The following is an 18,045-nucleotide window of genomic DNA, read 5'->3' on the forward strand; positions in this document are numbered from 1 at the left end:
ATAAATCGTTCAAGCATATAAGCATTGTGTATGAATGACTTGCAAGAGGATATGGAATAGCTATTCCGAGCCTCTTACATGCTGCTTTGGCCAAGTTGACAGCAGCAAGCGATGCATTGAAGTGAAAATCCAACTTTCTGAAGTCAGTTGACTGAGAGTTGGTAATTCCAGCATGCTGCTTCCCATCTCTAAAGCAAAACTCCAATTGGAACCTGGTTCTGTAATAATCTAGGACTGTAGAGAAATAAAGCTGCCACTTGCCTGTCCTCCCGTCCATTGGATACCAGACGGCCAAGGAAACATACCTTTTGAGAACCTTTGCATATACCCTCAATCCGTATAGCTTTCCCTTGTTCACCTCGTATTCCTTGCACCAGATCAGATCCAATTGGCAAAGTCAATCCTGCCGTCAAACCACTTGGGATGACCAAGTTTTCCTGTTTTCTTTTCCAATGTCGGATAGTACAGGACTACATCATTCCTAAAGCGGCTGATGACATGGAAATCACTCTCACACATAGGCGTTATGAAAGAATGCGTCTGCAACCACCGTTCTGGATATGCTCTGTAGCTTGTCTTTTTTACTGATAAGATAGCTGCTATACCAGTCAACCAGGTTCTTACCCATATTATCCAAGGTCTTACAATCCGACGTCTGAATGGAACCTAAAGTCATGCATTCATGGTTGTCGATGTCAATGACACCGATGCCCAAGATTTCCAATCCTCGCTTATAATCCCCGGCACAGCCTGACCAGAAGTAACCAATCCAAGGTGTCTTATGACCGGACTTGGGGATATAGGAAGGAGCGATGGCGATAGCTTTTCTTTTGCCTGTGAGATGCTTGCTGATGATAGAGGCGTTGAACGCAAACCAGTTGAAAGTTTCATTCTCAAAAAGGTTACGGTATGTCTGTTCCGAAAAACATCCATACCTGCCCAATTGGAGGAAGTTTATACGATCCAGGATGGCCATGAATAATTTCATGGTGTCCATAAACGTTTTTTCAAAAGGTTTATGTATATTCACGACTGATTTGAGAGCCGACAGGCACTCGGATTGGTATTGCATAAGGAGTGTTTCTTTAGCCTTAATTAGATGAGTAGCCAACTTCTAATTTGCTAAGTATCAACGAACAACAAAACAAATTTCATCTTTATTATCAGCAGGTTAGCCCATTTTTTCAAAACATTTCTTCATGCTAAACCATTCGTTTTTGACAACATTTCAATGACCTCTTTAGTGTTTTCGAACTAGCTTTTGCCGGTTCTATTGTTTAACTTTTAATTTTTCGATAAAAATTTACCGAAGTATTGCTAAATATGACTCACTTATAATAGTTTTGGAACCATTTATCGAGGAAATGGACACGGGGAGAATTGAGTACTATAAAGTAGGGATTAACGATCTTTATATATCAGAAGAGGAAAATAGAATAATAGTGGAATTGATAGGAGTCGACTTGACGCACGTACATCGTTTCTTGAGCCAAATTGCTAACATACCAGAATTTCAAATTAAAGAGGCTGATTTACCCGTGTTACATTGACAATTCAAGCTATCTATATGAAGTTTCCCTCTATGTTCTCCTGCCAACTATGTTCTGGTATTTCTTTAATTTGAATATAAGTACCATCACCTAGAAAGGATTTTGCTATTATTGCTGTCCGGTAAAACTTTAGCATGATAGAAACTAGACGATTTTTATCCCATATAACATGAATTTGACTAGTATAAATGTCTGCTAAAGGCTTTTTATGCTTGGTACTACCAATTTCATACAAGACTAAAAGACAACCCTCTTTTTGCAAAATTGATGAAGCTTGGTGTATTTGTGCTGGATATAAGATTGTGCCGATTTTTACCGGATAGCAATTTTTGCTATATGATTTGGTATTGTATATTCTTCTACAAAAGTTTTTCTTGTTATGGGAAAATCTTTTGTAGAAGAATATACCAAAGGGATAATATAAGATACTCAACAGAATAATTTTAGAAAAATACGGGATACAAACCAGTTAATCGAAGTTTGCCAGACGTTGTGAGGATCGGGTAAGAAATGTGTGGAAATCCATCGGAAATACATTTTTATGCGCCTTGTAATATAATGCTTTTCTCAAGGAGTTATTCCCATAATCAAAAATAAATCAAAGCCTTATTGTCACGGGCATTCCGGCTTCGCTTTCCATGAATATTTTCCTTGCGACTAAAGTCGGGGAAAATATTCATGGAAATAAACGCCCGGACAAACGGCTTTGATTTGATGATAGATTATAGGACTAACTGTGACCGACATGACGCATAAACGATATATATCTTCCCCTTGTTTTTTGCAGGACTATTTCTGCAAGGAAACGGATGATGATAAAACGATGCCAGATAAATTTGCCGTCAAAAATATCCGAACTTCATGAGACGTATAGGACTTCAGTTCCCTCCAATCTGCATTGTTTACGTTTTCCTTGTTTTCGGATCGTGTTCCCCTTTTGCGTGTATGTGCCTTTCCGTTATTACCGGTTTCCAATTCGTGTGTTTTTTTATTTATCCTCTTTTATGTGATAAATACATTCGTGATATATCCTTTCGTTCTCTTGCTTTGACATCTGATGACATTTAATGAAATCTGAAGACAATCGCTTGGAACAGGATTTGCGTTCTCCTTATATTTGCTCCAAATCAATTGAATACGCTTATGGAAATCGTCGCTATCGAAGCCCAAACATTTGACCGGATGTTACAGCGCCTGAAGGATATGGCACGGATTACGGATGAGATCTGCAAAATGCACGGTGAACGAAAAATAGGGGGGTGGATGGACAGCCAGGATGCCTGCCTTCGGCTTGGCGTAAGTCCCCGTACCTTGCAAACATTCCGTGACAATGGGACCTTGGCATACAGCCGGATCGGTCACAAGATTTATTATAGGGTAGAAGACATACAGGGGATACTTCCCCTTATTCAAAAAAGAAAGGAGAAGCAAGTATGAATAAACTGATTATGAAGGAAGATGAAGACATCCTATCTTTCTTCCGAACGCTTGATCACATGGTAGAAAGACTGGACGGTTTATCCCGAAACTACCGTCCGATGTTAAATGGAGAGCGTTTTCTTTCCGATCGGGAACTTTCCGAAAGGTTGAAAATCAGCCGCAGAACCTTGCAGGAATATCGGAATGAGGGTAAGTTACCCTACATCCAACTTGGGGGTAAAGTGTTGTACAAAGAGAGCGATATAGAAAGGATGTTACAAAATGGATACAAAGAAGCTTGGCAGGCTAGACAAATGCCATAATAACAACCGGCAATGGACATGCCGCACTTTTCGTACCGTCTGAGATGTGTATGGTGAATGTGTACACTGCGATCATACCGATAGTTCCGGTAAACAAAAGAAGTGGATGGGAGTGTGAAAAACTAAAATGACCTCTCTGAAAAGTTACAGATTGTAACTACAAAACCTAAAAGAGTCGTATCAAGCTCTGTTTTGAGTAATGATACGATTCTTCCTTTAGCCTTTAAGGATGTTCAAGTTTCAAATCAAAAGTTCATCTGGGCTAAAATTGAGTTTTGACCTTTGTCTGCTTTATTTGGGATTCTATGAAAGAGGTAACCGAAAAGTCAAAATTGGTATTTTCATTCCATTTGAAAAAGACGGATTGTCACATGAACGGCTTGACCACTGAATAACCAATAGATAGGCGCCAGTTTCCAATAAGATATCAGTTGTTCAATGAATATTGAATCTCCTGAGGTTGTTTTCTGGATCAATCTTCTTTTCCTTTTGGATCGGAAAACATTCTCATCAAAGTTCTTTAACCAATACAAACCGATAGACAACAAGACTGCTGAAAGAAAAATTATCAGTTCTTCCCGATTTCTTTGTGACATTAATCTTTAATATTCCCAATTTTTATTCGTATCTTTACCAGCAAAGATAACAGAATTGTTGGTTAGACCCAAGTATAATGCGGAAATTGTCACAAGGTGGAATCGGAGGATTAAAAAGAAAACACCTTAAACCGAATTGATAATCAGTGATTTATAAATAAGATTCAGATCCCAGGCGGATCACCAAAGAAGGTCTTCAGTCTTGAAGACCTTTTCTTTTTTACATAGTTCGAAATTAATTTTGTAACATCATTTTATGGCTAGACATACATTCGCCACCGTCGCGCTAGCCAACAGGATTTCAATGGAATCCGTTGTGAAAATGCTCGGACATACAGACATCAGGACAACAAAATATACACGAGGATTTTGGACCAGACCGTTTCCGAAGAAATGAAAGGGATAAGAAGCAAATTCTCGATCCGACAAAGGCTGAAGGACAAACGGACCACATTTGAAATCGCCCGTCTCAAATACAATCATCCCATGAAATGATTGCACTTGAGATTAGAGAGCATATCAACAGGGCATTTGTTCTCACTTTTCATTTATTCTATTTGTCCAATGCAGTTCTTGTCTTACTTTCCGTCTTGTTTAGAGAATAACAAAGAGAATAGGCTGTTATTTTTTATTTAAAATATAATGCTCAGCCAAAAGACTTTGACTAATGGTTCCTTCTTTATCCGACAGCATTACTTGTCTATTATTTAGCATTCTATAATAGGTCTTTTCTCCTGAAGAAGGAGTGACTAATTCCATTATTGAATCCCCTATTATATGATATATACCACTAGTTTCAAATGTGGCATCTTTCCTCCCTATGTATTCGCTTTTCAAGGTATAGGTTTTATCTTCATTTATAACTAATATCGTTTTTATGCCTTCACAATCTGCTGCAGGAAGAGTTCCCTCATAAGTTCCAAATAAATTAGAAGTATGGGCTTGGCTTTCTGTTTTTATTTCGCTGTTCTTAATTGGGGCATTATTCTTCTGAGAAGAATTACAACTGATCATGACAACCCCAAATATAGCCCATAAAAAAATCATTTTCATAAAAAATCCTTTCTTTTTTAGTTATTATCAATATATATGTATCATATCTCATTTTTTCGACTTTTCTCTAATATAGAATCAGTTAAACAGTATTTGGATACATTCAAATACTGTTTAACTGATTGCCACAAATATAATACATATATCTTTATTGCATTATTATTTTTTAATCCTATCTGCAAAATGTACGATGAAAAAATGGGGGGAATGGGTAGACTGCCAAGAAACCTGCCATCTACTTGACATAAGTCTCCGTACCCAGCAAACGCTCCATAACAATAAGTGCTTCAGATGTTTGCAGACATACTACTTGTAATAATGCTTGAAACAGACGATATTTATGCTTGTTTCGAACTCACATTATATTATGATTTTAGAACAAGAGTATTTTATTTTGTTCCAACAAAGTTTTAAGTTAATATGTAAATTTGCAAGCACATAATAATAAATAACATGTCTGAAATTGCACCTCTAATTTCCGACCTGGCAGTTATATTAATTGCTGCGGGAATAATTACATTGGTTTTTAAATGGTTGAAACAACCTGTCGTTTTGGGGTATATTGTTGCCGGTATTATTGCCGGACCTGCCGTACCTTATATACCAACAGTATCCGATCCTGCCAATATAAAAATATGGGCAGACATAGGCGTTATATTTCTTTTATTTGCCATGGGGTTAGAATTCTCTTTCAAGAAGTTGATGACTGTAGGAGGCACAGCCGTTATTGCATCTATAACCATAGTTTCCGGAATGATGTTTCTAGGCTATGCAGCAGGAAACGCACTTGGCTTCTCACATATAAGCAGCATATTTTTAGGGGGTATGCTTTCTATGTCATCCACGGCAATTGTATTCAAGGCATTTGATGACATGGGACTTCGAGGGCAAAAATTTACCGGAGTTGTATTGGGTGTTTTAGTTGTCGAAGATTTAGTTGCCGTTGTTCTGATGGTCTTGCTTTCGACTTTAGCAGTCAGCCAGCAAGTTGAAGGAATGGAAATGTTGAAAAGCATTCTAAAGCTAGGAGCGTTTCTTATATTTTGGTCATTACTCGGAATCTATCTTATTCCAAGTTTTCTAAAAAAGGTCAAACCGTTTCTTAACGACGAAACCTTATTGATCATAGCATTAGGATTCTGTCTGGGTATGGTTATGATTGCGACTAAAGCTGGATTCTCCTCTGCACTTGGAGCCTTCGTCATGGGATCATTATTAGCGGAAACTATTGAGGCCGAAAAGATAGAAAAGCTGGTAAAACCAGTAAAAGATCTGTTTGCTGCCATATTTTTTGTCTCTGTAGGTATGATGATACAACCGGACTTATTAATCGAATACCTTATCCCAATCTGTATCTTAACCATATTGGTAATCGTCGGACAAGTCTTTTTCGGAAGCCTTGGCATCCTTTTGTCCGGACAATCTTTGAAGATAGCCCTGCAATCAGGATTCTCCCTGACTCAAGTAGGTGAATTCGCGTTCATTATTGCTTCATTGGGAGTTAGCTTGAAAGTAACGGACGATTATCTGTATCCTGTTATTGTCGCTGTATCGGTTGTTACAACATTTCTTACTCCTTATATGATCCGTTTGGCAATTCCGACCTATCAATTGATCGAAAATCATTTGCCTTCATCTGTAAAACTAATGTTGAACCGCTATTCTTCCGGGTCCAACACTGTCAAACATAAAAGTACATGGAATAAGTTGTTGAAATCTATGTTACTGGATGTAATACTATATACAGTATTGACAATATTCAGCATCATCCTATTTTTCACTTATATAAATCCGATTATTCGCGAAAACATATCTGGAATCAAAGGGGCTTTATTGAGCTTATCTATTATTCTGGCTGTTATATTGCCTTTCCTTTGGGCCATCATTATGAAAAAGAATCATTCTCCTGAATTTCAGAAATTATGGAATGACAGCAAATATAACCGGGGGCCATTGGTTTCTCTGATAGCAATAAAGATACTCCTTTGCGCAAGTATCCTAATGCCGGTTATAGTTCATATATTAAACGTGGCATCCGGTGTCGGATTTATTGTTACCCTGTTGATATTGGCAATGATTATCTTATCCAAAAAACTGAAAAAGCGTTCTCTCTCAATCGAAAAAAGATTTATTGATAATTTCAACGGGAAAACAAATGGATCAAACATTGAAAGCCCTTTGACCGACAAAATTCTGGAATCTTTACCTTTCAATGATTTGCACTTGATCGATTTCACTGTTGACCAAGCGTCTTCCCTTGTCGGTCGGAGTTTGAAAGAGGTCAACTTCCGCCAACAATATGGAATAAACGTCGTTTCTATCATTCGAGGTGAACAACAAATCAATATACCAAAAGGTGAGGAACGCCTTTACCCTTTTGACAAGATCATAATTGTTGGAACAGATGAAGAATTGGATATCTTCCAAGGAATAATGCAAAAACAGGAAAAAGAACATAGAGATCGGTTGACACAAAGCACCAATAAAAATATAAAAATAGAGCAATTCAATATTGAACCGGGATCTCAGTTGATCGGTCAGTCAATTCAACAGTCTGGCATTCGGGAAAAGAACGCATGTCTAATCTTGGGTATCGAACGGGACGGGAGACCGATAATGAATCTTTCATCCCAAACAGTTTTCGAGGAAAACGATAGCGTATGGGTTGCCGGAGAATATCGTCAAATTGTCCAATTAAGCGAAGATTCAAGTTCCAATTAAGTTTGTTAGTCAAAGTACAAAATAAGTATTAAGCAGAAATTAAGGATTACGTTTACCTCTTTTAGGATACCAAAGCATAATCCCCGGACTGTATTATGACCTACATATGGTTGTTAAAAGCCGTCATATGCTTTTGGAGTTACAACAATATCCTCTTCTGTTGCGACAACGACTTTAGCATCTATAAAGTTATATCGTCTATTCAAATAATATCTTATATTTTCTTCTTGTCATATAAAGATAACAGGATTGTCGATTAGACCGCAAGTATAATGCAGAAACTGTCACAAGGTGGAATCAGTGGATTGAAATGGCAACACTCAAAATCGATTTGATAATCAGTCATGTTATAAATAACATTCAGATTCCAGACGGATCACTGAAAACAAAAGAAAAAGCAAGGGGATGTGTCAAAACTAAGGCACATCTTCTTTTTAACGAACAAGTTACAAATTAACAGTTCAAAGATTGAAAAATAAAGTTTTCAAACAATCTAAAGGAGGAAAAAGATATTGCTTTCTTTTCATTCAGACTTACTAATATTTATGTATAATATTCATCAGTTCTTTAGCATAAACCGTTTGTTTAAACTATAAGTACGCTGTAAATGGAGATCATCTCATTTACAGCGGATGAGATTTATTACAGTTATTCTAAAAATAGACGGATTTTAGATATTTATATCTCTATCAATAATGTTAAACTTATGGTTCTGAAATAGCTGAATCTTGAATTTTAACCATATAATGGAATATCATGAATAGATTTTGAACACATTTGAATAAAATTTCATCTTCTCATAATATCTAAAACATGTTACTTTGTCATAAAATTTTACCATAAAACATCTATAAATGGAAAAACTTGTATCACGAAGTCTTATGCTTATTCTAATCGGAATGGCCACAGCCCAAAATATACAGGCTGGGGAAAGAATGAGCATGCCAACTTCATTTAAAAAACAAACAACTGGTTTGTCTCATGTATCACAACAAACAATTTCTGTGAAAGGAAATGTCAGAGACCAGTCAGGAGAACCAATGGCCGGAGTCAATGTTATTGTAGAAGGGACTACCATCGGAACCATGACAGACAGTAATGGGAACTTTACTTTAAACGTGCCGTCTACTTCTATCAAAATCAAGTTCTCATATATTGGATATGAGGATCAGATTGTCTTGATTAAAAATAATCGCAATCTGAACATCACTTTAAATGAGAATTCCGAAATGTTGGACGAAGTCCAGATTATTGGATATGGAACACAAAAGAAAATTACAGTCACGGGGGCTGTATCTTCCGTTGGAACTAAAGATATTTTGAAATCACCTGTTCCAAATATTGCACAAGCATTGACTGGTAAAGTTCCTGGATTATCAACTATTCAATATTCCGGTCAACCTGGAGCTGATGATCCTGCTATATTCGTACGTGGTATAGGTTCCCTTGATGCTAAAAGAGCTGCACCATTAGTTATGGTCGATGGTGTCGAGCGCTCTTTTTTTCGTCTTGATCCCAACGAAATTGAAAATATAACCGTGCTGAAGGATGCTTCTGCAACAGCCGTATTTGGTGTTCGTGGGGCAAATGGGGTCATTTTAGTAACTACGAAACGAGGAGAAGAAGGTAAAGCTCAAATATCTGTATCGACATCAGCCAGTTTGCAAAAGCCGATCCGGCTTTATGAATATGCCAACAGTTATGACTACGCTGTTGCATTTAACGAGAAACTGACAAACGATGGAGCCAGTCCTGTATTTGGCGAGAAGATCTTGGATGCTTTCAAAAATCATACAGATCCTTTACTTTATCCGGATATGGACTGGATGGAACTTATCCTAAAACCAACATCTTTTCAGTCTCAGCATAACTTGAGCATATCAGGTGGAACCGACCGTGTACGTTATTTTACTTCTGTAGGTATTTTGACACAAGACGGTCTGTTTCGATCTTTCGATGCTGGATATAATTCTAATTTTACTTACAACAGATATAACTATCGTGCAAATCTAGACATCGATGTGACACGTTCCACTCTATTAAAAATCAATTTAGGAGGTCGTCTTGAAGATACTAAAGAACCTAATACTAAAAGCAACCTTTTTACATTCTTGACAAGAGTCACTCCGTTCGGAGGAGCCGGACTTTATGATGGTAAATGGATACATACAAGTCCGGATAACATCGGTTGGGACAAAGGAGCCTTGGAAAATGCCGATCCATTTGAATGTTTTTTCGGGAAAGGATATAACCAACGTATTTATAACGAAATCAATTTGGACCTTTCTTTGCAACAAAAGTTGGATTTTTTGACTAAAGGGCTATCTCTTAATATAAAAGGTTCTTATAATAGCGGCTATACACATAGGAAAAACCGTTACAAAGAAATCCCCTATTATACTGCGCATAGAGATCCGGAAACCAATGAATTATTCTTCCGAAAATTCCGTGAAGAAAGCCAGTTGTATTTTGAGGAATCTACTGATCGTGGACGAAATTGGTATTTGGAAGGTAGTTTGAACTATGATCGCAAATTTGGGAAACATCAAGTTGGTGCTTTGATTTTGTATAATCAGTGGCGTGACCAATATCCAGATCCAGCTCAATTCGACTATGTTAGTATTCCTCGCGGATATGTAGGTTTGGTCGGACGAGCTACCTATAATTTTGACAATCGTTATATGGTTGATTTTAACGTAGGTTATAATGGTTCGGAAAATTTTGCGCCAGGACATCGATATGGAATTTTTCCAGCTTTTTCTGCCGGCTGGATTCTTTCTGAAGAAAAGTTCATGAAAAATCAGTCTTTTATAAACTACTTAAAAATTAGAGGATCATATGGAATAGTCGGAAATGACCTGATGAATACTAAATCACGCTTTTTCTATTTGCCTGATGCTTACAATCCTCATGGAACAAGTTATAATTTCGGAGTGGACGTTTCTGGAAATCGTGACGGAGCAACCGAGTTACAAATGGGGAATCCTCTTGTCTCTTGGGAAAAAGCAGGAAAGCAAAACTACGGTTTGGATTTTTCAATATTGGATGAGCATTTATCTGGATCTTTTGATTATTTCATCGAGAAACGTCACGATATCCTTACAACACGCAATACAGCTCCGAATTTTATAGCTATAACAATGCCTGTTGTTAATATTGGCAAAGTTGATAACAAAGGATTCGAGTTGGTTCTGAAATGGAATCACTCCATAGGAGACTTTAAATACTGGATCAATGGAAACCTCTCATATGCAAAAAATAAAATTGTCTATAAGGATGAGATACCACACAAGTATCCTTGGTTATATGAAACAGGACAATCCGTTGGACAACCTTTCGGTTTTATCTTTGACGATTTTGTAACAGAAGCTGATCTTGAATCCGGGAAGCTTCCGGATCATAAGCTCGACCTAAAGCCTGGGGACGCCAAATATAAAGATTTGAATGGTGATAATATAATTGACGACAATGATCAGTGCCCCATTGGTAATCCTATATACCCGCAATTGACTGCAGGCATCACCGCTGGATTTGAATATAAAGGATTCGACTTCAGTATGCTTTGGGCAGGTAGCGGAAAGGTGTCACGCTTTATAAGTGCTGGGTTACGTGTTCCTTTCGGCGGTGGAAATTACGGGCTGTTACAATATATGATTGATGACCATTGGACACCGGAAACCGCAGAAACAGCTAAAACGCCTCGTTTTTCAGGTGCAGCGAATGCGAATAATTACACTCGAAATTCAACCCTTTGGCTAAAGGATGCTTCCTATATCCGTCTGAAAAATGTTCAAATCGGATATACGTTCAAGGGGGAGTGGATGAAAAAGATTCATTTGAAAAATATGCGTATTTACGCTTCTGGCGAAAATTTACTGACATTTGATCATTTGAAAATAGCAGATCCGGAAGCAACTGACGACAAACAGTTTCAATATCCTCTTCAGATGATTTTTAATATTGGTCTTAATCTTAATTTTTGATATTGTTGAATATGATACGAATAAATATTAAACATATATTTGTCCTTGCAGGATTTATCGGTTCTTTCCTGTCTTGTCAGGATTTAAAATTTGGAGATGACTTCTTAGAAAAAGCTCCTTCCAATGATGTCGATATCGATGTAATTTATTCTAATGCGCAATATGCACGGACAGCCCTTTGGAGTGCGTATGCCACATTGCATTATGGTCTGAACTTAGGTAATCAAGGTAATCAACTGATGGGCTCAGATCCTCTGGATTGCCTGACCGACCTTGTTTATTCCAATGTTTGGACTGATGGTGTATCAGGAGCTGCTATACATTATAATGGCACTTATTCTGCCGATTATGAAAATAATGGCTATTCATCCAAATACAGCTACTATCAAAGACCTTGTTGGTTAGGCATTCGTCGCGCATGGTTGTTTATTGAAAATGTAGACCGAGTTCCTGATATGAAAGAGGCTGAAAAACAACGTTTAAAAGCAGAAGCAAAAGTTATTATCGCTATGCACTATTGTGATTTGTTTCGCCATTATGGAGGGGTACCGATTGTGGATCATGCATACACAGCGAATGAAGATATGCAAAAAGAAAGAGGTACTGTACAGGAAACGCTTGATTTTATTGTAAATCTATTGGATGAGGCAGCAGATGTATTGCCTTGGGCTATGTCTGCTGCTGAAAACCGAGAATGGGAAGGACGATTAACAAAAGCATCGGCAATGGGGTTAAAGGCACGTATCCTATTGTTTGCTGCCAGCCCATTGTTTAACAGTTCAGAACCATATATGCCAGGTGAAGCAGCAGATAAACGTTTGATGTGGTTTGGAAGTTATAAACCTGAACTATGGACACAAGCATTGGCAGCTCATAAAGCATTTTTCGATGAATTGAATAAGAATGGACAATATGGTTTAGTCTATAAATCGGATCCCAGACAAGCGTTTCGTTCCGGTTATCTTGATCGGGGTACAGGAGAAGCAATCATTGCTACACATTATGGTTATACCGTACCTGATTATTGGACTTGGGGATGGAGCTATTATGAAACAGCCGGTGATGCCGGTACTGCCTGTGGGACACAGGAACTTGTTGATATGTTTCCAATGATAGATGGTTTACCTATCACAGAAAGTAAATTATATGATCCGAAACACCCGTATGAACAACGTGATCCCCGCTTATATGAAACAGTAGTTGTAAATGGAGACAAATATTATGGTGGTATTGCTGAAATATATGTAGGAGGTAAACATTATCAAGACTTTGAAGGATCATATGGAGCATTCATGTCCGGTTATCGCCCACGTAAATTCATCCTCGATGGTGGTGGTGGTCCTTTGTTTGAATGGCCTGCAGAGATATCCGGAAAAGTGGTTCAATGGCCTTATTTAAGATTACCTGAGTTGTATTTAGGATATGCTGAAGCTATTTGCCAGACAAACGGGGACATGACACTAGCTTATGAATGTGTCAATAAATTGCGTGATCGCGTTAATATCGGTCATTTGAAAGCAGGATTGAACAAAAAGGATTTTCTGGAAACACTGATGAACGAACGGGTTTGCGAATTTGCTTATGAAGAAGTCAGATGGTTTGATATGATTCGTTATAAGCGGGTGGATATCTTCCAAAAAACTCCACACCGAGTTGTTATTACTAAGGATCCGGAAACCAGCGAGTTCAAGTATGAATATAAATTATTCAAACCGGCTGAAAATGGAGAACTTAGACAATGGGCAAATCCTGGGAAATTCTCCCCTAAATGGTATTTAAGTGCATTTCCCAGTAATGAAATCAACAAATCGTACGGATTGATTCAAAATCCGGGATGGTGATGCTAACCAGTCATTAATACAAAATCAGAATAATAAAATGAGGAATAAATTAATAACCATCATATCACTACCTGTTTTATGCATTGCTTCTGTCTGGGCACAAGAAAAAACGACAGGATCTGATATGTTACAATTTGATGAAACGACCATTTCTGCTTCTACTGTCAGTGGGAAGGAATTGATGAAACGTTCGAATATTAATCCCGCCAATGCACTCTACGGGAAACTCAACGGATTGTTTATCCGCCAAAACGGAGAGTATGGGGATGGAGAAGGATATCCAAGCATGAATATCCGAGGAATCGGTTCGCTTAATAACAATTCGATACTTGTTTTTGTCGATGGTTTGGAGCGTGATATAAATTCACTGGTTCTGGAGGAAATTGAGGAAATAACGATCCTCAAAGATGCTGCTGCTTTGGCTCCATACGGAATTAGAGGAGCTAACGGGGTAATCTTGGTGAAAACCAAACGAGGGAAAAAAGGTAAAACTGACATTCATGTTTCCTATCAGCATAGCGTCACTACACCTGTACGATTACCCCAAATGGCTGATGCCGCCACTTATGCCGAAGCGGTTAATGAGGGTTTGGCAAACGAAGGTCTGGCTCCTAGATATACCCAACAAGAAATTGAAGCTTATAGAAGTGGAAAATATCCAACCTTATTCCCTAATGTAGACTGGTTTAATGAAACGTTACGGGATCATGGGCAGCGAGATCAAGTGAATTTCACTGCAAGCGGAGGATCCAACCGGATCAGATATTATTCGATGATTAATTTCATATCGGATAGAGGATTGTTAAAGAATACGGATCAAGGAAGCTATTCCACTCAGTTAGCCAATTCGATACTCAACGTACGTACAAACTTGGATATAGACATAACATCGTCTACCCGGGTAAAGGTTAATTTATCTGGTAAGCTGAAAGAAAAATATTCTCCTGGCAGTATTTCAGATGGAGTGCTCATGGAAACCCTATATGCTTTGCCTGCTAATGCATATCCTGTCAGGAGCCATAACGGTATTTGGGGGGGATCAAACATGTATCCGAAGAATCCGGTTGCCGAGTCATCATCGACAGGATATACCACATCTCATGCCCGTACATTATTAGCGGATCTGACATTGACACAAGATCTGGAAGCTTTGGCTCCAGGGTTGTCAGCAGAATTCCGTATTGGTTTTGATGCCTATTCAGAGACATGGGATGCTCGTTCAAAACAATATTTGTATGAGTCCAATATTGCGCATTTAGACAATAGTGGTATTCCAACCGATACGGTAAACACCCAATATGGAAAGGAGGAAAAACAGTTAGGATTCAACAGTTGGCTGAACAATCAGAACAGACATTCCAATATTCAATTTGCTTTGAATTATCAGAAAGATTTTTCCCAAAGCAATTTGTTCGCTTCTATTCGTTATAAGCAGGATAAAAATGTTTATCTCGGTCAATATAATACGTATATGCATCAAGACGTCATCGCTTCAGGCCATTATGGCTTATTGAACAAATACTATTTGGACTTTAGTATCGCTGCTTCAGGGACCAGTCGTTTACCAAAAGCCAATCGTTGGGGAGTATTTCCTGCAATTTCCGGAGCTTGGCTACTTAATAAAGAGTCTTTTTTGAACAATATCGATTGGTTAGACCTGCTTAAATTACGGCTTTCTTACGGATTAACAGGGAGCGATGACGTTTGGAAAAATATGGACAAATATCCTTTTGGAGGAGGTGGAGGTTTTGTTTTCGGTGATGACTTCATTGCAAATAGAGGCATTGCGGAAGGACAATTGCCAAGTTTGAATGCGACATTCGAAAAAAGTAGTAAAGCGAATATCGGAGTTGATATACGAATATTGGACTTGATAGACTTCAATGTAGAAAGCTATTACGATCATCGATATGATATTATGGTTGCAGATGGCAACATTACTTCCGGTTTCTTTGGAGCTACGGCTTCCAACTCTCCAAGTGGCATTGTTAATAATTATGGCGTGGAAGTCGGTATGAACGTAGGCAAGCAGATGAAGGATTTCTTTTTTAATGTCAATGCTCAACTGGCATTCGCTAGAAACAAGATTGTAAACATGAACGAGGCTTTTAAACCTTACGATTACTTGAAATCGACAGGCAGACGTTTAGGACAATTTTACGGGTTGGAAGCTATAGGGTTCTTCAAAGATCAGGCAGATATTAATAATAGTCCGATACAAACATTCTCAACCGTATATCCTGGAGACTTGAAATATAAAGATCAGAATGGTGATAATCGAATAGATGAATTGGATGTGGTACCGATGGGATATAATACGATCTGCCCAGAATTATTCTATTCAATGGGATTCGATTTCGAATATAAAGGATTAGGAATCAATGCTCAGTTTCAAGGTGCCGGCCATTATACTATACAACGAAGCCTAAGTTGCTTTTATGCTCCCCTAATGAATAATCAGACTATTTCAGAACATTATCTGGAAAATTGCTGGAGATCAGGAAAAGACAATACAGATGCTATATACCCGCGTCTTACAACGACAGAAAGTGCAAATAACTATCGTGGAAATTCCGTATTCATGAAAAATATTTCTTTTTTAAAACTACGCTCAGCAGAAATTTATTACAAGTTGCCTGAAAGTTGTATAAAGCCTTTACGCTTACGTGAATTCAAGTTGTTTGCTAAAGGTATGGACCTCTTTTCCATAGACAACGTAAATGAAACAGATCCGGAAGTAATTTGGTCTACTTACCCTGCGCAACGTTCTGTGCATTTTGGTTTTGATCTCGCATTCTAATGTTTATCATAAAAATAAAAAAGATGAAAAATAAATTATTGATATTTAGCATATTGATTCTTTGTACCAGTTCTTGTAATTATCTGGAATATGATGAATCGGATTTCTTGGAAAAAGATGCAGTATTCTCTAGTTTCCAATATACCCGGGATTTCCTAACTAATATATACTCTTATGTTCCTGCCGCATTTGGTACGATTGGTGGAGATGCATTACGTTCTGCAGCATGTGACGAAGCTGTTTATGTTGACAAACTGTCACCTGTACATAGTTTCAACAATGGTGCCTGGAGTGCTATTAATACTTTGGATGATCGATGGAATTATTTTAGGGGGATACGAGCTGTGAATATGTTTCTTCAAGAAGTTGAAGGACAGGAATTCGATGAATTGAAGCATAACGAAGATTATGAGGATATCATGGCACAGTTCAAGTATTATCCATACGAGGCAAGATTCTTACGTGCCTATTTTTATTTTGAATTGGCTAAACGTTATGGTGATATTCCTCTTATTACGACTTTGCTTTCTGAAGAAGAAGCCAACATGCAAAAAAGGACGTCATTCGATGAGGTTATTCAGTTTATCGTAGATGAATGTGACGCGATTGCTCCTCATTTACCTATCAGTTACAAAGAACTGATAAAAAGCGAAACAGGGCGTGCAACAAGAGGCGCAGCAATGGCTTTGAAATCAAGAGCTTTACTATATTCAGCAAGTCCATTGTTCAATAAGTCCGGCAATATAGACAAGTGGAAGTCTGCTGCACGTGCCGCTGCAGATGTCATCGAAAAAGCTTGGGATTTCGGTTACATGCCGTTACCGGATTTATGGAGTCTTTGGAATAATAACTATTCTAATAATAATGAACTTATTTTTGGAGTAATGCAACGGGAAGATAACTGGTTTGAACGGGTTAACTTTCCTATAGGTATCGAAGGTGGTGGTAATACGGGACATTGCCCAACAGAAAACTTAGTCGAATCGTATGAAATGCAGGCAAGTGGATTGCCGGTTGCACCTGATGCAGGCTATGAACATATGGATCCAAGCTATGATTCACAGAATCCATATGAAGGAAGGGATCCCCGTATGTATGAATTGGTGGCCCAAAACGGAGCTTGGTGGGTATATGATGAGCAAGTAGAATGTTGGTACGGAGGAAGAAGTGGAAAGCCACAAAAAAATGCAACGGTTACAGGATACTACTTAAGAAAATATGTAGACGGAAGCACCAGTTTGAAAAGCGAATTCGTGACAAGCAAACGACATGTATGGAATATTATGCGTTACAGCGAGATCTTGTTAAATTTTGCGGAAGCTATGGTTGAAGCATATGGAGACCCTAACTATAAAGATGGATATCCGATGTCGGCTAAAGAAGCTGTAGATATTGTAAGAAGCCGTGTACATGTGGACATGCCACCATTTCCAAATAATCTGACTTTAAATGAGTTTAAAGCCAAGTTAAGAAATGAACGTAGAGTCGAACTTTCATTTGAAGATCATCGTTTTTGGGATATTCGCCGTTGGAAGATTGCAGATCAGACAACAGACATATATGGAGTTGACATTACAAAAAAAGAAGATGGCTCATTCAGTTACAAAAAAGTTTTGGTAGAGAAAAGAATATTTAAAGACTGTATGTATCTGTATCCGATTCCACAATCGGAGAGGTATATTAATCCGGAATTGGAACAAAATCCAGGATGGTGAACCGTATCCCGGCGGAAATAATCCGCCGGGAGTTTAAATTATAA

At 38.1% G+C, this 18,045-nt stretch carries 8 protein-coding genes and 1 pseudogene; 7 read left to right on the plus strand and 2 right to left on the minus strand.

Annotated features, from left to right (window positions below):
- Positions 1-1,072 (minus strand): annotated as a pseudogene (locus tag BHV83_RS21800) (transposase); the annotation flags it as partial.
- A gap of 1,621 nt (positions 1,073-2,693) precedes the next feature.
- On the opposite strand from BHV83_RS21800, the gene BHV83_RS17550 reads away from it, so the two are divergent.
- A complete protein-coding gene (locus BHV83_RS17550) occupies positions 2,694-2,987 on the plus strand; it encodes a helix-turn-helix domain-containing protein (protein WP_122203913.1) in 294 nt (97 codons plus the stop codon).
- The gene (locus tag BHV83_RS17555; protein ID WP_036658115.1) at positions 2,984-3,292 is read left to right on the plus strand and encodes a helix-turn-helix domain-containing protein; all 309 of its coding nucleotides are present in this window, start codon (positions 2,984-2,986) and stop codon (positions 3,290-3,292) included. The genes BHV83_RS17550 and BHV83_RS17555 overlap by 4 nt, the downstream gene beginning before the upstream one ends.
- A gap of 1,217 nt (positions 3,293-4,509) precedes the next feature.
- Here the strand turns inward: BHV83_RS17555 and BHV83_RS17560 are convergent.
- Positions 4,510-4,941 (minus strand): copper resistance protein NlpE, encoded by a 432-nt coding sequence (locus tag BHV83_RS17560; protein WP_122115206.1) that lies wholly within the window; start codon positions 4,939-4,941, stop codon positions 4,510-4,512.
- 453 nt (positions 4,942-5,394) lie between these two features.
- Between BHV83_RS17560 and BHV83_RS17565 the strand changes: the two genes are divergently transcribed.
- The 5 genes from BHV83_RS17565 (at position 5,395) to BHV83_RS17585 (ending at position 18,001) form a co-directional block, all read left to right on the plus strand.
- Positions 5,395-7,662: a monovalent cation:proton antiporter family protein gene (locus tag BHV83_RS17565; RefSeq protein ID WP_005635442.1), complete on the plus strand. Its 2,268-nt coding sequence runs from the start codon at positions 5,395-5,397 to the stop codon at positions 7,660-7,662.
- An 854-nt stretch (positions 7,663-8,516) separates the two neighbouring features.
- On the plus strand, positions 8,517-11,645 hold the full coding sequence (locus tag BHV83_RS17570; RefSeq protein WP_122205482.1) for a SusC/RagA family TonB-linked outer membrane protein: 3,129 nt from the start codon (positions 8,517-8,519) through the stop codon (positions 11,643-11,645).
- Between the two features lie 11 nt (positions 11,646-11,656).
- Positions 11,657-13,486, plus strand: a complete 1,830-nt coding sequence (locus BHV83_RS17575) for a RagB/SusD family nutrient uptake outer membrane protein (protein WP_119215411.1) — start codon at positions 11,657-11,659, stop codon at positions 13,484-13,486.
- A 37-nt stretch (positions 13,487-13,523) separates the two neighbouring features.
- Complete coding sequence (locus BHV83_RS17580; protein ID WP_286757827.1) at positions 13,524-16,286, plus strand: SusC/RagA family TonB-linked outer membrane protein; 2,763 nt, start codon at positions 13,524-13,526, stop codon at positions 16,284-16,286.
- A gap of 23 nt (positions 16,287-16,309) precedes the next feature.
- Positions 16,310-18,001, plus strand: coding sequence for a RagB/SusD family nutrient uptake outer membrane protein (locus BHV83_RS17585; RefSeq protein WP_122203910.1), 1,692 nt, complete (start codon positions 16,310-16,312; stop codon positions 17,999-18,001).
- Positions 18,002-18,045: the final 44 nt, after the last annotated feature.

The sequence above is a fragment of the Parabacteroides sp. merdae-related_45_40 genome, assembly GCF_001915675.1.